The 19,274-nt window shown below is 66.2% G+C and carries 20 protein-coding genes and 1 pseudogene; 10 read left to right on the top strand and 11 right to left on the bottom strand.

Annotation, left to right across the window (positions count from 1 at the left end; genetic code table 11):
* The first annotated feature begins 2 nt into the window (after positions 1 to 2).
* Positions 3 to 872, top strand: a complete 870-nt coding sequence (locus tag ACXJKJ_RS15280; RefSeq protein ID WP_457390782.1) for a TauD/TfdA dioxygenase family protein — start codon at positions 3 to 5, stop codon at positions 870 to 872.
* A 4-nt stretch (positions 873 to 876) separates the two neighbouring features.
* Positions 877 to 1,092 (top strand): annotated as a pseudogene (locus ACXJKJ_RS15275) (ABC transporter permease); the annotation flags it as partial.
* A gap of 5 nt (positions 1,093 to 1,097) precedes the next feature.
* On the opposite strand, the gene ACXJKJ_RS15270 reads toward ACXJKJ_RS15275, so the two are convergent.
* On the bottom strand, positions 1,098 to 1,880 hold the full coding sequence (locus tag ACXJKJ_RS15270) for a PEP-CTERM sorting domain-containing protein (RefSeq protein WP_457325798.1): 783 nt from the start codon (positions 1,878 to 1,880) through the stop codon (positions 1,098 to 1,100).
* 167 nt (positions 1,881 to 2,047) lie between these two features.
* Here ACXJKJ_RS15270 and ACXJKJ_RS15265 point away from each other — a divergent pair, with 167 nt between their 5' ends.
* Positions 2,048 to 2,311 (top strand): hypothetical protein, encoded by a 264-nt coding sequence (locus ACXJKJ_RS15265; RefSeq protein WP_457390780.1) that lies wholly within the window; start codon positions 2,048 to 2,050, stop codon positions 2,309 to 2,311.
* Positions 2,312 to 2,395: 84 nt separating this feature from the next.
* On the opposite strand, the gene ACXJKJ_RS15260 is transcribed toward ACXJKJ_RS15265, so the two are convergent.
* On the bottom strand, positions 2,396 to 4,984 hold the full coding sequence (locus ACXJKJ_RS15260) for a cellulase family glycosylhydrolase (protein WP_457390779.1): 2,589 nt from the start codon (positions 4,982 to 4,984) through the stop codon (positions 2,396 to 2,398).
* 195 nt (positions 4,985 to 5,179) lie between these two features.
* On the opposite strand from ACXJKJ_RS15260, the gene ACXJKJ_RS15255 reads away from it, so the two are divergent.
* Entirely contained in the window at positions 5,180 to 5,665 is a 486-nt protein-coding gene (locus tag ACXJKJ_RS15255; RefSeq protein WP_157281161.1) for an AAC(3)-I family aminoglycoside N-acetyltransferase, read from the top strand.
* A 14-nt stretch (positions 5,666 to 5,679) separates the two neighbouring features.
* On the opposite strand, the gene ACXJKJ_RS15250 is transcribed toward ACXJKJ_RS15255, so the two are convergent.
* Complete coding sequence (locus ACXJKJ_RS15250) at positions 5,680 to 5,934, bottom strand: hypothetical protein (protein ID WP_056193108.1); 255 nt, start codon at positions 5,932 to 5,934, stop codon at positions 5,680 to 5,682.
* A 219-nt stretch (positions 5,935 to 6,153) separates the two neighbouring features.
* On the opposite strand from ACXJKJ_RS15250, the gene ACXJKJ_RS15245 reads away from it, so the two are divergent.
* The 3 genes from ACXJKJ_RS15245 (at position 6,154) to ACXJKJ_RS15235 (ending at position 8,061) form a co-directional block, all read left to right on the top strand.
* Positions 6,154 to 6,582, top strand: a complete 429-nt coding sequence (locus ACXJKJ_RS15245; RefSeq protein WP_457390777.1) for a VOC family protein — start codon at positions 6,154 to 6,156, stop codon at positions 6,580 to 6,582.
* 109 nt (positions 6,583 to 6,691) lie between these two features.
* The gene (locus tag ACXJKJ_RS15240; protein ID WP_457390776.1) at positions 6,692 to 7,069 is read left to right on the top strand and encodes a hypothetical protein; all 378 of its coding nucleotides are present in this window, start codon (positions 6,692 to 6,694) and stop codon (positions 7,067 to 7,069) included.
* A gap of 35 nt (positions 7,070 to 7,104) precedes the next feature.
* The gene (locus ACXJKJ_RS15235) at positions 7,105 to 8,061 is read left to right on the top strand and encodes an alpha/beta fold hydrolase (protein WP_457390775.1); all 957 of its coding nucleotides are present in this window, start codon (positions 7,105 to 7,107) and stop codon (positions 8,059 to 8,061) included.
* Here ACXJKJ_RS15235 and ACXJKJ_RS15230 read toward each other — a convergent pair.
* Together ACXJKJ_RS15230 and ACXJKJ_RS15225 are read right to left on the bottom strand one after the other, a co-directional pair.
* Positions 8,054 to 8,371 (bottom strand): thioredoxin family protein, encoded by a 318-nt coding sequence (locus ACXJKJ_RS15230; RefSeq protein ID WP_457390773.1) that lies wholly within the window; start codon positions 8,369 to 8,371, stop codon positions 8,054 to 8,056. The two genes, ACXJKJ_RS15235 and ACXJKJ_RS15230, sit on opposite strands and share 8 nt — an antisense overlap.
* A gap of 46 nt (positions 8,372 to 8,417) precedes the next feature.
* Positions 8,418 to 13,232, bottom strand: a complete 4,815-nt coding sequence (locus ACXJKJ_RS15225) for an NAD-glutamate dehydrogenase (protein ID WP_457390771.1) — start codon at positions 13,230 to 13,232, stop codon at positions 8,418 to 8,420.
* Positions 13,233 to 13,402: 170 nt separating this feature from the next.
* On the opposite strand from ACXJKJ_RS15225, the gene ACXJKJ_RS15220 reads away from it, so the two are divergent.
* Both ACXJKJ_RS15220 and ACXJKJ_RS15215 read left to right on the top strand, forming a co-directional pair.
* Entirely contained in the window at positions 13,403 to 14,041 is a 639-nt protein-coding gene (locus tag ACXJKJ_RS15220; protein ID WP_056193099.1) for a zinc metalloprotease, read from the top strand.
* Between the two features lie 76 nt (positions 14,042 to 14,117).
* Positions 14,118 to 14,474, top strand: a complete 357-nt coding sequence (locus ACXJKJ_RS15215) for a DUF2200 domain-containing protein (RefSeq protein WP_056193150.1) — start codon at positions 14,118 to 14,120, stop codon at positions 14,472 to 14,474.
* A gap of 362 nt (positions 14,475 to 14,836) precedes the next feature.
* Here the strand turns inward: ACXJKJ_RS15215 and ACXJKJ_RS15210 are convergent, their stop codons facing one another.
* The gene (locus ACXJKJ_RS15210; RefSeq protein ID WP_457390770.1) at positions 14,837 to 15,517 is read right to left on the bottom strand and encodes a hypothetical protein; all 681 of its coding nucleotides are present in this window, start codon (positions 15,515 to 15,517) and stop codon (positions 14,837 to 14,839) included.
* 146 nt (positions 15,518 to 15,663) lie between these two features.
* Between ACXJKJ_RS15210 and ACXJKJ_RS15205 the strand changes: the two genes are divergently transcribed.
* Positions 15,664 to 16,479, top strand: coding sequence for a substrate-binding periplasmic protein (locus tag ACXJKJ_RS15205; protein WP_457390769.1), 816 nt, complete (start codon positions 15,664 to 15,666; stop codon positions 16,477 to 16,479).
* A gap of 53 nt (positions 16,480 to 16,532) precedes the next feature.
* Here ACXJKJ_RS15205 and ACXJKJ_RS15200 read toward each other — a convergent pair whose 3' ends face one another.
* From ACXJKJ_RS15200 to ACXJKJ_RS15180, 5 genes are read right to left on the bottom strand one after another with little or no spacing between them, the layout of a single operon-like run.
* Positions 16,533 to 17,210, bottom strand: a complete 678-nt coding sequence (locus ACXJKJ_RS15200; protein WP_457351574.1) for a lectin — start codon at positions 17,208 to 17,210, stop codon at positions 16,533 to 16,535.
* The gene (locus ACXJKJ_RS15195; protein WP_457351572.1) at positions 17,210 to 17,665 is read right to left on the bottom strand and encodes a c-type cytochrome; all 456 of its coding nucleotides are present in this window, start codon (positions 17,663 to 17,665) and stop codon (positions 17,210 to 17,212) included. Before ACXJKJ_RS15195 ends, ACXJKJ_RS15200 begins: the two co-directional genes overlap by 1 nt.
* A 27-nt stretch (positions 17,666 to 17,692) precedes the next feature.
* Positions 17,693 to 18,262 carry a peroxiredoxin gene (locus ACXJKJ_RS15190; RefSeq protein WP_457390768.1) on the bottom strand — a complete coding sequence of 190 codons (570 nt, stop codon included), beginning with the start codon at positions 18,260 to 18,262 and terminating at the stop codon, positions 17,693 to 17,695.
* A complete protein-coding gene (locus tag ACXJKJ_RS15185; RefSeq protein ID WP_056193084.1) occupies positions 18,259 to 18,645 on the bottom strand; it encodes a hypothetical protein in 387 nt (128 codons plus the stop codon). Before ACXJKJ_RS15185 ends, ACXJKJ_RS15190 begins: the two co-directional genes overlap by 4 nt.
* Positions 18,642 to 19,025, bottom strand: coding sequence for a hypothetical protein (locus ACXJKJ_RS15180; RefSeq protein ID WP_457390766.1), 384 nt, complete (start codon positions 19,023 to 19,025; stop codon positions 18,642 to 18,644). The genes ACXJKJ_RS15185 and ACXJKJ_RS15180 overlap by 4 nt, the downstream gene beginning before the upstream one ends.
* Positions 19,026 to 19,274: the final 249 nt, after the last annotated feature.

Raw genomic sequence — 19,274 nt, 5'->3', positions numbered from 1 at the left:
TGATGAGTACGGACACGCTCACCCGAGTCGAGATCCGCCCACTGCCCGACAGCTTTGCCGCCGAGGTGGTGGGCCTGGACCTGAGCCAGCCGCTGGCGGACGAAGACTTCCGCCGCATCCACCGCGCCCACCTCGACCACCATGTGCTGGTCTTCCGCGACCAGCGCATCACGCCCGAGCAGCAGATCGAATTCAGCCGCCGCTTTGGCGCGCTGGAGATCCATGTGCTGCACCAGTTCCACCTGAAGGGCCACCCGGAGATCCTCATCGTCTCCAACATCGTCGAGAACGGCCAGCCGGTTGGCCTCGGCGATGCAGGCTACTTCTGGCATTCGGACCTGTCGTACAAGGAGAAGCCCAGCCTGGGCTCCATGCTGCTGGCCCAGGAGTTGCCGGAGGAAGGCGGCGATACGCTGTTTGCCGACCAGCACGCGGCCTGGGTGGCGCTGCCGCCCGAGCTGAAGCAACGCGTGCGCCACCTGAAGGCTGAGCACTCCTACCTCGCCAAGTACGAGGAGCTGCGCGAACGCAGCCCGTGGCGGCCCAAGCTCAGCGACGAGCAGGTCGCACAGGTCAAGCCTGTCGTGCAGCCTGTCGTTCGCACCCATCCGGAGACGGGGCGCCTCGGCCTCTTCGTCAGCGAGCACTTCACGACCCGCATCGTCGATGTTTCCGAGGACGAGAGCCGCAATCTGCTGGCCGAGCTGTTTGCCTACGGCACGCGGCCCGAACTGCAGTACCGCCACCAATGGCTGCCCCACGACATGGTGTTCTGGGACAACCGCTCCGTCACCCACCTGGCCGCCGGCTGCCCACCGCAGATGCGTCGCCGCCTGCACCGCACCACCATCGAGGGCGACAAGCCGTTCTGATCATGCTTGGCGCACGCTGATCGCGGCCGAGTTCTTCTTCGGCGCATCATCGGGCAGCGGTGGCCTGGACTGGTACATCTTCCAGAGCCGCAACGAGCCGCTGACCGACCGCGTGTTCGCCGGCCTGGCCACCATCGTGCTGATCAGCTGGCTGATCGAGCGCTTCCTCTTCGACACCGTCGAGCGGTTGACGGTGAGGCGTTGGGGCGTGCAGCGCTGAGTTTGTCAGCCGGCGCGTCTGCGCATGCGGAGCCCGAGTGCGAGCAGTCCCACCGTGAGCAACGCCCATGCACCGGGCTCCGGGATGGGTGCGTTGCCGATGCCCGCGCTGAACTCGAATGCGTAGCCCGGGCCGACGCCGCCGGCGAAGGTGAACACGGGGTCGATATAGGCGGTGGCAATGGCCCAGGGCCCCGACGAAGCGCCGGCGAAGGCGTCGGCAACCAGCGTCACGCGGTAGATATGGCTGGGCTTGAGCAACAGCGCGACGTCGTGGTCGAAGCTCTGATTGAAGCTGCCCTGCAGCGCGCCAGTTTCGATGCCGTCGCTGAAGACCGGCTGTAGGCCGAGGCTCACGTCTTCCAGCAGCCATTGCGCCTTCATCGCAAAGCCGGCGAAGGGGTCGACATTGTTCGACGAGCCCAGCACCCGCCCGGCCACGGCGGCGTTCACGCCCACATCCGCATTCGGGTCCGCGCCCGGTGGGGCGACGACCTGCATCTGGTAGGTCAGTTGCGCGCTGGCCCGCCCGGTGAAGCCGGGGCCAACCCCGACCTCGGCGTACAACGATGGGCTGGGCAGGGGCGATGCGTCGAGCCGAACCTGGCCGCCCGGGCCGAGCAGCGGGAAGCTGCCGAAGCCGTCGACCTGAATGGCGGCTGGTGGTTCGAAGTTGAAGGACACCTTGCCGGCCACGGCGGCCGGCGCAAGGGTGTTGGCCTGAACGATGCCGGCCGCGGCCAGCAACAGGGCGCCCGACAGGGCCAGCGCGATTCGCGAGGTGGGCATGAGCGCCTCCAGGCTTGGCAATGACAAGTGGCGAAGCGTAGGCCTGTGGGGGTGTGGGCGGCAGCCTCAGGTTCTAGGGGGCTCATGCAGGCCGGCGTCTGCCTTGCGTCCTGGAACTTCACACTGACCTCATACCGACCTCACCGAAGGTCTGCACAGTTCAGGTCATGGCAGCCCTGCGCGAGGCAGCTCAACACCCGAGAGGAATCAAGAGGATGACGACCGGAAAAAACGACGCACACTGGGTCGAGGTCGTCGACGGAGAGGGTCTTTACCCTGTCAAGATGCTCGACCCCTATGCCACTTCACGCTTGGCAGACAAGGCGCATCGCGGCGTCATGCGCTTGCTGAATGTCGGGCGATACACGGTCGCGGTCGTGTCGCAGCAGGATCTCGAAGGCCGCAAACAGAGCGATGAGATCATCTCATGAGCCTCTCGGCGAGCCATGGGGTCGCCGCCTCCACCGGCCCAATGCGCCGGTGAGGATCGGGAGATTGACTTCGTCTGGAGATCCCTACTGCGCGTTCACCTTCAGCCAGTTCAGATTCCACTCCTTGCCGATGGATTTCAGGCGCAGGGTGTGGTTGCCGGCCGCCATGGCGAAGGGGGTGCTGGTCTGGGTGGCCCAGGTCTGCCAGCCGCCGGTGTTGGGAACGGCCATGACATCGACAGCTTTGGCGCCATCAACCCAGACTTCAAAACCGGTGCTGCCATTGGCGCTCGCCAAGCGGTAGTCGATCGTGAAGTTGCCAGCGGCGGCCACGTTGATCTTGAATTCGATGTAGTCGTCGGGATCAAAGTAGCCGACGTCCTGGCCGCCGCCGGTGTCGGTGCAGGTCTCGGTCTGGACGCCGTTCATGCCCGTGAAGGCCTCAGCCTGCAGGGTCGCAGGTACCGGCACCGCGAGGACGGCGGTGCTTGCGGCGTCGCTGTAATAGCTTTCGTTGGCCGCGGTCAGTGCAGTCACCACGTAGTAATAGGTCGTGCCAGTGGCCGCGGTGGCGTCCGTGTAGGTGGCGGTGGTGACTTTTTCGGCGAGCTTGGCGAAAGCGCCGCCGGCGCCGATCGCGCGATACACGTTGTAGCCTGTGACCTTGGCATCGGTACTTGCGTTCCAACTGAGCGCGTTGCTGTTATTGCCTTCGGTCAGCTTCAGGCTGCTGGGGCGCGCCGGCAACTGGAACACTTCCGGCGCGGTGCTGCTCACCATCCACTGGGCCAGGCCTGAGTGCACGTCATACGCCTGAGTGGCGTAGCTCTTGAACAGGGCTTCAATTTCAGCCACGGTGGCGGTGGTGAAATCCACCTTGCCATTCATGTCGATGACGTCCTTGCCCTGCACCGGCTCCTTGTCGAGCAGGTACATCTCGGCCCAGGTGTTGGCACTGCCGTTGTCCTTGAATACGCCGTTCAATGCATAGGTCTGGCCGCCTTCGAGGATGATGGCCTGGTAGACGCCGCCATTGATTTCGCCGGTGATGCCGTCCGGGCGGGTCACGCGCAAGACGGCGCCTTCGCTGCCGGTCGGGCTCTTGCCCGCGGCCGATGCGTTGAAGTCCAGGTTCAACTTGCCGCTGATGGTCAGCTCGGTCCAGCCGGTGTTCGAGCCGAAGCCGCCGTTGGTGATGAGCTCGGCATTGGTGGCGGTGTTGGTGATGCTGATCTTGTCAAAGCTCACATCGGGATTGCTGCCTCCCGAAGCGCCGCTCTTGATGACGAAGTAATAGGTCTTGCGGCCGGTGCCGCCCACCTTGATGGTTGCTGCCTTCACCGCGCAGGCATTGCTGAAGCCGGAATCCCAGCCCGCGCAATCCCAGGTGCTGGCCTTGGCCACCAGGCCCACGCCGGTGTCGAAGTTGCTGTTGACGGCGTTGGTGACCATGCCCCAGGTGCCTTTGCCTGAGCCGCCCGCCGGGCTGACCAGTTTGTAGGCCCAGGAGGTGGACGCCCAGCCGTAGCTGGCATAGGTGTCGTAGGTGGCACGGCCGATCTGGCCGCCCAGGTCCAGGCCCGCACCCTGCCAGGGTTGAAACTCACCCACGAGCAGAGGGATCTTCAGGTCGCTGACCTGCTTGTTGTAGGCGCAGACACCGGCGGTGCCCGCCGACCCGCAGCGCAGCCAGTCGCGGTGGATCGCGTAGGGCGAATCGCCAGGCCTGTCACCAAACAGGCCGGGGTAGGGGTGGATCTCGAAGGCGACGTTGGTGAAGCCCTTGGCTGTCGGGTTGCCATAGCCGTCGATGCTGCCGTAGTGGCTGGGCAGCAGCACGATGTGCTTGTCATCGATGGCGCGGATGGTTTTGTACAGCTCCTCGACGCGCGCCACCATGGCTTCGGCGGTGGAGCCCCAGGGCTCGTTGAGGGGGTCGTAGGCCGCAACCACAGGCTCGTCCTTGTACCTGGTCGCGATCTGCTGCCACAGCCACTTGGTGCGCTCCTGCGCTTGCGCGTCCGTCCAGTATTTGTTCTGGCCGGCACAACCCGTGTGGTCGTTGGGGGTCTGGCCACCGGGGGCGCCGTGCAGGTCAAGGATCACGTAGATGCCGCGCTTCTTGGCCTCGGCGATGCTCCAGTCCAGGTACTTCCAGGCGTCCGCGCGCAGGGCCTTGGGCTTCTTCTCGTCTTCGATGGCGCTCCACAGGATGGGCAGGCGGACGATGTTGAAGCCGAACGCCTGCAGTTGGTCCCAGTCGCGCGTGGTGATCCAACTGTCGCGAAAGAGCTTGATCAGGCGCTCCTTCTCGTCATAGCCAAAGCGCTCGGTCAGCTTGGCTTCGAGGGTGCATTGGTCGGTCACGCCGTTGCCGCCCTGGCCCATCATCCAGAACTCCTGCACCAGCCAGTTGCCGAGGTTGGTGCCCTTGAGCAAGACCTGCTTGCCGCTGGCGTTGACCCACTGGGTGCCGTCGGTTTTCAGCAGGGTGAGGCCTTCGCTGGTGACAGGAGGTGTACTGGGTGATGGAACGGTTGCGTTGCTGCCGGAGCCTCCACCGCCGCCACAACCGGCCAGCAGCGCCGCGCCCATCACGCCGCCGAGTAAAGCGTCACGCGCGGAACTGCCCAGGCGCGAGGCGGCGCCTCCCACGAACCATCGTTTTGCCACGTCTTGTCTCCGTTTATAGATTGGAACCGGTTCCAATCAAGTATCCAAGACGGGCTGAGATCCTGTCAACAATGCGTGGGGAGCATCCTTGGGGGGCTGGACACTTTCAGTATTTTCCCGGGTTGATAAATGGAATCGGTTCCATTATTTGCGAGGCGCAGAATGACGCGGCCACATCTAAAAATGTCCAGCACCATGGTCATCCGAGTTCTCTGCGCAGACGACTTGCCCTTGATGCGCCGCATGCTTGATCTCCTCGGGCAAGCTTTTGACGACGTGTCGACCTACTCAAGGTGGCAACCGGAAGACGGTTATCTCAGCCAACTGCTGAGCAGCCAGACCTTCATCGCGATCTGCGCGCTGGATGGAGACGATGTGGTGGGCGGACTGGCAGGCTACGTGCTGCCCAAGTTCGAGCAGCAGCGCTCGGAGTTCTACATCTACGACCTGGCGGTGTCCGAGCACCATCGGCGGCAGGGCATCGCGACAGCCATGATCCGAGAGCTGCAGCGGCTCGCCGCGGCTCGAGGTTTCTACGCCATCTTTGTGCAGGCCGATCACGGCGATGACCCGGCGATTGCGCTTTACAGCAAGTTGGGCGTCCGGGAAGACGTCCTGCACTTCGACATCGAGCCTGCAGACCGAAAAAAAGAAACCCGCCAGCGGCGGGTGGGTGACTGACAGCAGCGCGGGTTTCAGACAAGCCAGACGGCCGTCTGGGCTGCGGCTACCGCCGTTTCGGCCGGCGCGCTGCGATGCCCTTCGACGACGACGCGCGGCAGCTTGGCGACCACCATCGCATCGGCACGCTTGCCGACCACAACCACGCGCTCCAGCTTCACGATCTCGGTCGCCGGCGTCGCGGTGTGGTTGGCCAGGCCCACGCCCATGGCGGCAGCGGCGGCCACAGAGGCGATGGCGATGACGAAGGTCTTGGCGGCGGTGTTCATGGTGGGCTCCGGTGGGGTTGGCTGTGTCAGTGATTGCAGTGTCTGCAGACGCGCCCCCCGCCGCGAGCGGCAGGCGATGAATCGCCGGCGCGCGCGGATGAACTGCGGATTTGTGGGACGGACGGGTCGGCTCGACCGGGCCTGAATCCTGTTGAAACACTCTTGGGCGGGCCGGGCTCCTAACATGGCTCTTCCACTCACCCATGGCACGGAGCGCGCATGGAAACCCAGGAACTGCATCGCGGCCGGCTGGTCGACCACATCCAACTCGTCGTGCGCGACCTGGCCGCCAGCCAGCGCTTCTACGAGGCGGTCTTCAAGGTGCTGGAGATTCCCATCGGTGGCACCGGCGACAGCTTCTTCTGGGCGGATGAACTCTTCGTTTCGACCGCCGACAGCAAGGCCGCGCAAGGCGACCTGACCGGGCGCGTGCACCTGGCTTTCCAGGCCAAGGGCAAAGCCGCCGTCGATGCCTTCCACAAGGCCGCGTTGGCGGCTGGCGGCGAGGACAACGGTGCGCCGGGCGAGCGGCAATATCACCCGGGCTACTACGCCGCCTTCGTCATCGACCCCGACGGCAACAACATCGAGGCGGTCTTCCATGGCGTGGCCCAGCGCAGCGCGGACTCGGTGAAGCTGACGTTCTAGCCATTGGCACCGGTGACGCTTGCCGGAGCGATTCTGCGATTCTTGGGAGCCCGGCCTTGTACCGGGCTGAGTAGCATCACCGCTTGACCGGCGTTCGAGGTGTCATCAGATGCTCAACCGCACAGCGCTCGTGGCTAATTTGGTCACAGGCGTCTTTTTCGGGATCTTGATTTTTGCGACGGCCTACTCTCGCCCGCAGAAACGCTGTGAGGCGGCCGACGGGAAGTGGAGCCTCGCAGCAGAGTCCTGCATCACCCGGTCCTGTTTCCTGTCCGGCAGCTGCGGAACATGGGCTTATCCGGCTGAAAGGTGTTCAAGGATCAAGGCCGGCGACGATCGCTCGGAGGTGTACTTCCAGCTTGGCGACCCGGAAATCGTCGGCGCTGATGACGCGACCTGGCACGCCTACAAGACCTCGTCGGAATTGATCGTTGCCAAGTTCCGCGGCGACAAACTGCTGAGCCTGTCCTGCCCTGCCTTGCGTTAATAAGCGGTTGCGCGCAGGCGCCGTAGGCACGCCGATTGCTGGAGCTTTTCATCGGCAATTCGGGCCAGGTCAACGACATGAATATCCAGCGCACTTCACCCATCTTGAGTCGATCGGTCTATCTCGCCGCGCTCATGTTGCTGGTGGCTTTTGCCCACGCCCAGTCACCGGCCACGGCATCCGGCGTCGACAAGGGAAAAACCACGCAAACAGCCAAGTCGCGGGATGGCACGCGGATCACCTATGACAAGGTGGGCAAGGGCCCCGCGGTCATCGTGGTGGGTGGCGCGCTGTCCGACCGCGCGGGCGGCGCGGAGCTGGCGCAGCTGCTGGCGGCGCGCCTGACGGTCTACAGCTATGACCGGCGAGGTCGGAGCGACAGCGGCGACACCAAGCCCTATTCGGTCCAGCGCGAGGTCGAGGACATCTATGCCCTCATCGACAGTGCCGGCGGCTCGGCCTATGTCTACGGCAAGTCCTCGGGGGCCGCCCTGGCGCTGCAGGCGGCTGCGGCGCTGGGGAGCAAGGTCAGGAAGCTGGCCCTTTATGAAGCCCCCTACAGCGAGGCCGAAGGCGCCGCCGGGGAGTGGAAAGCGTTCACGGCCAAGCTTGATGGGCTGCTGGCCGCCAACCAGCGTGCCGAGGCCATCACGTCGTTCATGAAGTTCGTCGGCGCACCGGAGGACGTGGTGGCCAAAATGAAGGCCTCGCCCGCGTGGCCGGGCATGCTGGCCATGGCGCCGACGCTGGCCTATGACAACGCGGTGCTGGGGGCGGATCGCTCCGTGCCCGTTGGCGTCGCCGCCAAGGTGAAGGCGCCCACGCTGGTCATGGACGGCAGCGCCAGCCTCGGTCCCATGCCCTTCATGCGGCCGACGGCGGACAAGCTGGCCAAGGCCATCCCGAATGCCCAGCGCCGGGTGGTCGAAGGCCAGGCGCATGATGTCAGCGCCAAGGCGTTGGCGCCCATCCTGCTCGAGTTCTTCAACTGAGCTGGGCCAGCGCCTCGGCGATCTCGCGCGTGCCGCCGGGCCGCACGACGCGCGCGACCTCCCGCCCGTCTTGCAGCATCACCAGCGTCGGCCACAGCTTGATGCGGAAGGAGCGGCCCAGTGGCCGCCCGGGGCCGTCCTCGATCTTCAGGTGGCGCAGCGGTGCGTGCTCTGCCAGCGCATCCCCGATGGTTCGCTGCGCGGCCTGGCAGATGCCGCACCAGTTGGCGCCGAATTCGAGCACGGTGCTGCCAGCCATGGCGTCGACCTCGGCGCGGGGTGGTTCGTCACTGGAATAGGGAGGGCTCATCGGGATCTCCTGCAGCCATGTCGACCAGCCACGGCAAACGCGATGCCTAGGTCAAGCCACGCAACTCCCGCAACGCGACCGACAGCATCGCCGCGTCCGGCGCCGGCACCGCGCGCAGCTCACCCAGCAACTGCTCCGCGCGTTCGATGGTGCGGCCGTTGCTGGCCTGCCAGGCCTCGACCAGGGCGTCGGGCGAATCGTGGTTGCCGCCGCCGGCCAGCACCGCGCCGGTGATGGAGCGCTGCAGGCCCCACAGATCGTCGAGCATGGCGCCCTTGGCGAGCATCTGCCAGTGCTGGTCGCCGGGCAGGGCGGTGATCTTGTCGCGCAGCCACGGCATGCCCAGGCGGTTCGCAAGGTCGAAGTAGATGGCCGCCACCAGCTCCACCGGCCAACGGGCGCTGCCGGCGATCTCGGCGATGTCCAGCGTCGCGTACAGYGTGCCGAAGGTGACCACGCGCTCGGCCAGTTCGCGCGGCACGCCGCCGGCGATGTAGCTGGCTGCCGCAGCGTCGACGCGCGCACGCTCGTCGGCATCCAGCAGCTGCGGCAGGCGCGCGGCGAGCTTGGTGACGTTGGACGTGAAGTGCTCGATGGTGGCGCCCATGTCGTCCACCAGGCGGTTGGAGCGCAGGAACCACTTGGTGCCGCGCTCAAGCTGGCGGCTGGTGTCGATCAGCATGCGCGACTGCAGCTCGTCGGCCACCTTGTTGTCCAGCGCCTCGATGCCCTGCCACAGGCTCACCATGCCAAAGATCTCGCGGCTCAGCAGGTAGGCGCGCACGATCTCGAAGGCGCGCGCGCCGGTGGTCTCCAGCAGGCGGTGCACGAAGGTGCTGCCGACCCGGTTGACCATGCTGTTGGTGACGTGCGTGGCGATGATCTCCCGCTTGAGCGGGTGGCGCTGCATATAGCTGCTGAACTTGTCCTGCAGCAGCGCCGGGAAGTAACGCCCCAGCGCCGTCGACACCCAGGGGTCGTCGGGCAGCGTGGAGCCGAGCAGCTCGTCATAGAGCCAGATCTTGCTGTAGGCCAGCAGCACGGCGCGCTCGGGGTTGGTCAGCCCCAGGCCCTTGCCGCGCCGGTCGGCGATCTCCTCGTTGGACGGCAGGTATTCGATCGCGCGGTCCAGCCGCTCGGCCTTCTCCAGGTACTGCATGAAGCGCGCCTGTGCGTCCATCAGCTGCGGCGCCATATGCCCAGTGACCGAGAGCACCTGGGTCTGGAAGACGTTGTCGCGCAGCACCAGCGCGGCGACGTCGTCGGTCATCTGCGGCAGCAGCGTGTTGCGTTGCTTCTCGGTCAGCTCGCCCTCGCTGACGGCCAGGCCGAGCAGGATCTTGATGTTGACCTCGTGGTCGGAGGTGTCGACGCCGGCCGAGTTGTCAATGGCGTCTGTGTTGATGCGACCACCGGCCAGCGCGTACTCGATGCGCCCGCGCTGCGTGCACCCGAGGTTCCCGCCCTCGGCAAACACCTTGCAGCGCAACTCGCCGCCATTGACACGCAGCGCGTCGTTGGCGCGGTCGCCGACCTGGGCGTGGGTTTCGGTTGCGGCCTTCACATAGGTGCCGATGCCGCCGTTGTAGATGAGGTCGACCGGCGCCTTCAGGATGGCGTTGACCAGCTCGGTCGGCGTCATTGTGTCGGCGGTGATGCCCAGCGCCTGCTTCACCTCGGGCGTGATCGGAATGGACTTGGCGCTGCGCGCATGCACGCCGCCGCCCGCCGAGATCAGGGTGGCGTTGTAGTCGGCCCAGGATGAGCGCGGCAGCTTGAACATGCGCTCGCGCTCGACAAACGAGCTTTCCGCATCGGGGGTCGGGTCCAGGAAGATGTGGCGGTGGTCGAASGCCGCCAGCAGGCGGATGTGSYKCGACAGCAGCATGCCGTTGCCRAACACGTCRCCCGACATGTCGCCSACGCCGGCCACCGTGAAGCCGGTGGTCTGCGTATCGACGCCCATCTCGCGGAAGTGCCGCTTGACGGACTCCCAGGCGCCGCGTGCCGTGATGCCCATGGCCTTGTGGTCGTAGCCGACCGAGCCACCGGAAGCGAAGGCGTCCCCGAGCCAGAAGCCGTACTCCTTGCTGATGCCGTTGGCGTAGTCCGAGAAGGTCGCGGTGCCCTTGTCGGCGGCGACGACCAGATAGGGGTCGTCCTGGTCATAGCGGCGCACCTGCGGCGGCGGCACGATTTTGTCGCCCACGCGGTTGTCGGTGATGTCCAGCAGGCCGCGCAGGTAGTTCTGGTAGCAGGCCACGCCTTCCTTCATGAAGGCCTCGCGGTCGCTGGATGGCGGCGCCTTCTTCAGCACGAAGCCACCCTTGGACCCCACCGGCACGATGACGGTGTTCTTCACCATCTGCGCCTTCACCAGGCCCAGCACCTCGGTGCGGAAATCCTCCGGCCGGTCCGACCAGCGCAGGCCGCCGCGCGCCACCCGGCCGCCGCGCAAGTGCACGCCTTCGAAGCGGGGCGAGTAGACGAAGATCTCGAACATCGGCCTCGGAGCGGGCAGGCCCGGCACCTTGGACGAATCGAACTTGAACGACAGGAAGCTGCGCCGCTGGCCTGCCGCATCGCGGCGCCAGAAGTTCGTGCGCGTCGTGGCGAGCATCAGCGCCAGGTATTGGCGCAGCACGCGATCCTCCGACAGGTTCTCGACCTGTTCCAGCGCGGCCGTGATGGCCTTGACCTGCTCCGCGGCCTGGGCTTCGGCATTGGCGCCACCGGCCGGGTCGAAGCGCAATTCGAAAAGACGGGCGAGCTGGGCGGCGATTGGCGCGTGCGCAGCAAGCGTCGCCTCGATGAAGGATTGCGACAGCGCAAAGCCGATCTGCCGCATGTACTTGGCATAGGCGCGCAGCACGACGATCTGTTCGGCCGTCAGGCGTGCCGCCACGACGAGGCGGTTGAAGTCGTCGTCCTCCACCTCGCCACGCAGCACGGCGGCGAAGGCGTTCTCGAACACATGGTGCAGCGCGGCCACTTCCACCTCGGCGTCGGCACTGCCCATCAGCCCGAAGTCGTGGATCCAGATCGGCGCCGAGTCCAGCGGCGCGATGCGATAGGGATGCTCGTCGAGCACCTTCATGCCCATGTGCTCCAGCATCGGCAGGCTGTTCGACAACGTCAGCGGCTCGCCGCGGCGCAACAGCTTGAAGCGCAGATGGCCGGGCGGCGCCTCGAGCGGGCGGTACAGGTTCATGCCCAGCGGTTCGGCATCAGTGAGCCGAGTCATCAGCTCGACGTCGGGCACCGCCGCGCGGGCCTCGAACTCTTCCCGGTACGAGGCGGGGAAGGCGCTGCCGAACTGGCGCAGCAACTGGATGCCGCGGGCCTCGCCGGTCGCCTCAACCAGCGCCGTCTTCAGGTCGTCGTCCCAGCGCCGCGCGGCCGAGGCCAGGCGCGCTTCCAGCTCACGCACATCGAAGGCGGGGATCTGGCCCGGCTGGGTGCGTATCGTCATCTGGATGCGCGCCAGCACCGATTCCGACAGGTGCACGTTGAACTCCGAGCCGCTGCCGTTGAAGGCCTGCAGCAGGATGGCCTRCCACTTCTGGCGCAACTCGGTCGTGTAGTGCTCGCGCGGCGCGTAGATCAGGCAGGACAGGAAGCGCTGGAAGGGGTCGCGCCGCACGAACAGGCGGAAGCGCTGGCGCTCGCCCAGGTGCAGGATCCCCACCGCCGTCTGCAGCAGGTCGTCGTTGCTGGTCTGGAACAGCTCGTCACGCGGATAGGTCTCGAGGATGTTGATCAGGGCCTTGCCGGCATGGCCGCCCGGCGTGAAGCCGGCGCGCGCGACCACGTCGGCCACCTTGCGCCGCAGCAGCGGGATGTCGGCCGGGTTGGCGCTGTAGGCAGTGGAGGTGAACAGGCCCAGGAAGCGGTCCTCGCCGACGACTGCGCCGTCGGGGCCGAAGCGCTTGACGGCCACGTAGTCCAGGTAGCCCGGCCGGTGCACGGTGGAGCGCGCAGTCGACTTCGTCACCACCAGCAGCTCGGGCCGGCGCACCTGGGCACGCACCTCGGCCGGCAGGGCGGCAAAGGCGGCCACCGCATCCAGCGAGGCCACGTCGTGCAGGATGCCCAGGCTCGAATCGGGTACGACGGTCAGCACGTCCTGCCCGTCGACACTGGCCAGGCCGTGGCGGCGGTAGCCCAGGAAGGTGAAATGGTTGTCGCCCAGCCAGCGCAGGAAGTCCAGGCCCTCGGCCAACTCGTCGGCCGGCAGCGGCGGCGCCTGCTGCTCCAGCTCATCGACGATGTCCTGCATGCGCTGGCGCATGGCGCGCCAGCCGGCCACGGCAGAGCGCACATCGTCGAGCACGCGGCTCACGTCGGCCGCGAGGGCGTCCAGCCGGGCCGGCTCGGGAATGCGGTCGACCTCCACATGGATGAAGGATTCGCGCACACCGTCGGCCGCCATCCCCTGCAGCGTGCCGTCGCCGTCGCGGTTCACCGCCATCAGCGGATGGATGATCAGGTGCAGCGTCAACCCGTGGCGATTGACCTCCATCGTCACCGAGTCGACGAGGAAGGGCATGTCGTCGTTGACGATCTCGATGACGGTGTGGGTCGACTGCCAGCCGTGCTCGGCAATCGTCGGGTTGAACACCCGCACCCGCGCGCGGCCGACCTCGCGCTTGCGGGCAAAGCTCCAGTGCGAGACCGCCGCGCCGTACAGGTCGGCCACCTGGCGTTCGGCCAGCTCCTGCGGGTCGACCTGGCCGAAGTAGCGCTGCACGAAATCCGCCAGCGTCTCGCGCTGGTCGGCGCTGGTCTTGGCGCGCACCAGCTTGACGACTTCGTCCATGCGCTCGGCCCGCGGGCCCGAGGGGGTTGTCTGCACCAGCATGCTTGTCTCCTGCCGCTTTGTTTGCATCAAGTCGCCGGGCATGTTCGCGCGCCAGCAGCGCCGTGCCAAGTGTTGACAAGCGGAGGTTACGCCTGCCTGGACACGCTTCCAGCGCATCTTGGGTCGTGGCACCATGCCAGCCACCCGTCACCCCCAGACCCAGGCATCGCATGCACCGTCGCGTCCTCCTGCTCTCGCTGCTCATCCCCTTGCTGGCGAACGCGCAGCCGGACCGCCTCGTGCCATCCAGCCCGGTGGACGCGGTGGCGCTGTACGTGATCCCCACCGACGGCATTCCCGAGCAGTTCGCGGCCGGCGTCGCCCGATCGCTGACACAGGAAGCCGGTGTGTGGGTCAAGGCCTCGCTGCTGATGCCCTCGGGCGTGGCCGACCCCATCCCCGGCACCCAACAGTACGCGGTCGAGGACTATCTGGCCTTTGGTACAACGCTCGCGAAACGGCTGCAGGACGCCGGCCCGCGGACCTATTTCATCGTGGTCACGGACCGGGACATCAACTCGCGCGAGCGCAACTTCCGGTTCCAGTACTCGGCCCACAGCCCCATGGCCCGCACTTCGGTGCTGTCCCTGGCCCGACTGGGAGCCAGCAAGGACGGCAAGCCCGCGTCGGCGGAGCTCATCGGTCTGCGCCTGCAGAAGATGCTGATGCGCATCGTCGGCGAGATGAAGCTGGGCTGGACGCGGACCACCGACCCAACCGACCTGATGTATGCGCCGATCATGTCCATCGACGACATCGACCGGATGAGCCTCACGCACACGATGAAGGTGCGGGGAGTCGCCAAGTGAAGCCGACCGCGGCCTGTAGAACGGTGCTTGTGTCAGCATCGCCCGTCGACCCCTTGAATCCGCAGGAGCAATGACGATGGCCGGCCACCGCATCTTCAGCATGCCCTTTGCCAGGGTGTACCCGCTGTACATCCGCAAGGCCGAGGCCAAGGGCCGGACCAAGGATGAGGTCGACCGCATCATCCATTGGCTCACCGGCTATGACGCCGCAGGCTTGCAGCAGCAACTTGACCAGTCCACGGACTTCGAGACCTTCTTTGCCCAGGCGCCGGCACTGAATCCCAGCGTGGCCCTCATCAAGGGCGTGGTGTGCGGCATCCGGGTGGAAGAGATCGAAGACCCGCTGATGCAGAAGCTGCGCTACCTGGACAAGCTCATCGACGAACTCGCCAAGGGCAGGGCGATGGAGAAGATCCTGAGGCAGCCGTCGTGACGGGTGCAATCCGGCGGGGCGCTCGCAGGTCCGTTGACGCGTTCTCACACAGCCTCGGCTGATAGCGGACCCGCCGCTTCAGTCAACGCTTCCAATGGAAGCGCCGTGTGACCCTCTGCACCCCCAGGCAAGAAATCATGAAGGCTATGCTTGGATCAAGCACCTGCGGCAACGCCCAGTAGGCATTGGCCTCATCGTTGGGGTAAGGGCAAGAAGAACGCTGGCCAGGATGCCGGCCAAGAACGGCGGCGCAAACGAGTGCGAACGAGTTATTCCCAACATTGCACGCACCAACCCGACCCGGTTCAGTACGAACAGCAAAGCACAGAGCGCCAATAAAGGCTGGAAGCGGGCATCTCGCGCTACTGGTCCGAAGGCCGTTCAAACGTGCTGCCCAATGCGCGGCGCTTGGCACGCAGCCTCCGGCTGCGAAGACCAACTGCTCCTGCGAAGCCCGCCATCAGCGCGAGCGCCAGGCCAGCCCACACCAACCAAGTCCGATGCCTAAGTTGTAGCTGGTATTCCTGCTCACGCTCCGCCAGTAGCTTCAAGTGGGACAACGTCGTTTTATACGCCGGCAAATCCCACTGGGTTTCTGGCACCCAAACGCCAGGCACCTCGCCAATTTGCTTCGAGATCGCAGCGACGGCTGGAATCACTTCACTCGCGTCCAGACGACGCGACCCGAGCACCGCCGTGGCATGAGGCTGCACGAGCGCATTAACCCACCACTCTCCGCGCTGTTCAAAGAAGAGCACGTAGGTCTGACCAACGTTGAAAGTGCCTATCCCACAGAGGCTGCCGCCGCCTGTTTCCACAATGTGGCCTGAATACTTGCCCTTAAGCACGTGCTCAACCGACACGGTTGCCAAAGACACTCCTGCTTCACGCTGCACCGCAATGACTTTCGCCTGAAGCACGACCGCAGCTTGGCTCAGCGCAGTCTCCACCGTGGGCGGGCGCCAACTTGGCAAAACGCTGCAGGCAGCCGCCTCCTGCGACAGACTTAGCAGCGAGAGCAACGTGACCAGGATCATGCGCATGGGGTTCTCGGCTCCTTGTGCTGCTGATTGTCCGCAGTCGCTAAGCCGCCCTCCACGGTTTCAATCACGGGCAAGGCCAAAGATGTCAGCGAATGCGGCTCCATGCGCCTCCTCCCCGCCGCCAATAGATACTTGGCCCAGCTTTGATGGGCAGTGAAGGCATGGGCAAGGTCAGGATGTGGGTGACGGCTGGTTGGTTGGCCACAGCCAGCGTGCAAGCACTGGCGCAGCCGGTCGCGTGCGGGCCGTACCGTGTCGCCTTGTACGAATATGGTTCGCTGGCCTTTCGGCGTGCGGGGCTGAGCACGGCGGGCATTGACGTCGATATCGTCGATGAAGTGGGCCGTCGGACCGGCTGTAAGTTCGAGACTTTCGTGGACGCCCGGGTCCGCACCTGGGCCGACCTGGCCCGTGGCAGCCTTGACATGACGGTGTCGGCCATCGAGACGGACGAGCGCAACGGGTTTGCGCGCTTCGTGATCTACATGAGCGGGCGCAACCGGCTGCTGGTTCGCGAAGGCCTGCCCTACCCGGTCCCTACGCTGGAGGCGTTCGCCGAGCACAGCGATCTGCGCCTGGCGGTCGTCAAGGGATTCAGACACGGCCCGCAGTGGGACCAGTGGATCGCCAAGCTGCGCCAGCAGGGGCGGGTGGACGAGTACGCCGACGCCAACATGGCGGCCAGGCTCGTCGCGCTGGGGCGTGACGCGGCCTTTCTGTCCGAACCTGTCGTGTGGGGGCGAATTCTTGCGGACAGCAAGCTGGAGGGCCGGGTCACGGTCATCGATGCCTTCCCGGACGACAACTACGCCGCGGGCTTCGCGCTTTCCAAGGCCAGGGTCCGCGAAAGCGACGCCCGCAAGATCCAGGATGCCGTCGCGGCCATGCGGGCGGACGGCACCCTCTACAGGATCTTCAGCGCTTACCTGACCCGTGCCGAGGCGCTGAGTTCCCTGCCCTGAACCGGTCGGTCCATTGAAGAAGGCGATGGCGGGCGCCACCGGCCTTTACATCTTCAGTTGGCCGCGAAGCAGTAGAGCAGGCCCGCGCCACCCGTCGCTACCAGCTTGGGCTGGCTGCAGCCGCGGCTGGCGTGGGCGGAGTTCCAGGAGGCATTGCCGCCGCCGGTGCGATCGAAATGGCCGAGCTGCACCGAGCCATCCTCGGCGCCCGACGAGTAGTTGCGGCAGGTCTTGTCGGCACCCTCGGGGAAGGCACGGCCTTCGGGCGTGGAGCCGGTGACGATGTCGTGCTCGTTGGGCGTGTCGCCAGCGGCTTTGGGACGCTCGCCCTTTTCGGTGAGTGCCGTGTTGCGGGTCAGGTTGCTGCCGAGTTGGGCCTGCTCCAGCGTGTCGCCGTGCAGGTGGCCGACGTCGCGGGCGATGACCTGGCCGCGCACATTGGTCCATGGGCCCTTGCCGATGCGGTCGCGGGCGTTGACAGCGCCGGCGCCTTGCGTGCTGAGGTAGGCGCGCCAGGTCTTGTAGGGGTTGCCCACGGACTCGGCGAGCTTCTGGCAATGGGCATCGGCGCCTTGGAGGCCGCCGTAGTTGGCGCCGTTGCCGCCGCCGGTGCTGGTGACGAAGAAGGTGAAGGGTGGCGGCGGCGGCGCGCTGGCGGCCGCTGCAGGCGGGGTCTGGGCCTGGACGCCGACAGCGGCGAGCAGGGCGGCGGAGCAAAGTAGAGCCTTCATCAGTTGCTGTTCCTGTAGTCGTCGTGGCAGGCCTTGCAGGTCTTCTGCAGCGCGGCGAGCTGGGCCTTGATGGCGGCCACGTCGCCGCCCTGGGCGACGCGCGCGAGCTCATTGGCTTCCTTGCCGAAGGCGGCCTGGGCGGCGGCGGCACCGGCGGCGTCGCTGAAGAGCGTCGGCTTGACGCTGGTGTCATGCCAGCCCTTGCCGGTTTCGGTGGAAGCCGGGAACAGCGAGGGCAGGCCGCCGTTGGCAACCGCGGCAATCGTGTTGGCTGCGCGGATGACGTCGTCCTTGTTGTACGTGCCGTCGACGTTGGCCTTGACGCGGCCGGTGTTCCAGCCGATGACCTGGTAGGCCGACTGGCGCCACTTGATGAGCTGCTCGGGCTTGGGGGCCTGCTGGGCCTGGGCGGTGTTGGCGAGCAGTGCGGCTGTGATGATGAGGAGTCGTTTCATCGTTGTGGTGGGTGGTTGGGGAAGGGATCAGCGGCCGGCCAGGCGTTCGACCTCGGCAAGCGCGGCGGCCACGTTGGCCGCGGGCGCCAGGCCGCCGACGGTGGCGACGACGCGGCCCTCGCGACTCAGGACAAAGCTGGTGCGCTCGGCGCGGGCGTGAGTGATGTCCTGGCCCTTGGTCGTCTTGCGGCCGGGCGGTGTCGCGGTGGTGGCGATGTCGAAGGCGCGGGCGATGTGGCCGTCGGCATCCGAGGCGACAGCGAGCTTGCCGGCGCAGGTCTCGGGGTCGGCCGAGAACTCGCGCAGGCGCTCGAGGCCGTCACCCGACACGCCGATGACGCTGGCGCCGGCGGCCGTGAAGCGGGCCAGGTTCTCTGCAAATTCGTGCGCCTGCAGGTTGCAGCCGCCGGTGAAGGCGGCCGGGTAGAAATAGACGACGACGGGGCCTTTTGCGAGGGCATCCTTGAGTTGCAGGTCGACGGTCTTGCCGGCCAGGGCTGCGGTGGCCTGGAAGTCGGGCGCTGCGTCACCGGGCTTCAACGCGGCGTGGGCGCTGGCGGCGAGCGCCAGCAGGGAAAGGGCGAGGGTCTTTTTCATGGCAGGGGCTTGTAGGGGTCGTGGCAGTCGTTGCAGGCGAGGGCGATGGCGCGTGCGGCGCCCTTGGCGCTGGCGACATCCCCAGCGGCCAGCGCCGTGGTGATGGCGGCGGCCTGGCGCTCGCCTTCGCGCGAGAAGCCGACCGCATCGGCGGCCGGGTAGTCCTTCTCGAAGAAGGCCGTCATGTCGGCATAGAGCTTCTGCAGGGCCTGGGCATCGACCGCGGCCTCGTCGTGGCGGCCGGCGCCGAGGGCCTTCTGCACGCTGACCGACTTGTGGTCGATGGAGCGCATCCAGATGCCGAGGTCCAGCTTGGAAGCGGCGTGGCAGAGCGGCGCAACGAGCAGGGCGATGGAGATGAGGAAGGGAGCTTGCTTCTTCATTTCTTGGTCTTGTAGACCTCGTGGCAGGCCTTGCAGCTGCGCGTCAGGTCATTGAGTGCGTCTTGCGCGGCGTCGTAGTTGCCGGCCTCGACGGCGGCGGCAATGGCCTTGGCGTGGTCCTGCGACTTGCGCGCGAAGTCGACGCCGCGGGCGGCATCGGGCTGAGCCGTGTAGTGGGCGCCGACCTGCTGGAAGAAGCGCGCGAGTTCACGCGCCTCGTCCAGGGCCTTGCGGTTCTGCAGGCTGACGTTGGAGTCGAGATCGCGCAGCGTGTCTTCGGCGCTGCGCATCTCGTCGGCACTGAGCTCGGCTTGGGCGGCGAGGACGGTGGTGGCGATCAGCAGGGGGATGAGGGCGGTTAGCGCCGGGTACGTTTTCATTTGTTGGATGTCTTTGCAGAGGTCCTTATGACTCGTGTGCAGTGCCGCGGGAATCCGCCCCGCGAGGGCGGGTAACTTTTCTCTGACGCGCCAGAGAAAAGTCACCAAAAGAGGAGCGCTCAACGCAATCCGCACTCGAGCAGGATGGAGCGCTCGCGTTGCTCGGAACTGGACGGCGCCTTCACGCGAYCCGCTGCGCTCTCGCTGCTGTCCTTGTCACCAATGGCATCCACCGCACCACCTGTCCGC

It is taken from the genome of Roseateles sp. P5_E1, assembly GCF_054049335.1.
This window is presented reverse-complemented; position numbering and strand designations above follow the sequence as displayed.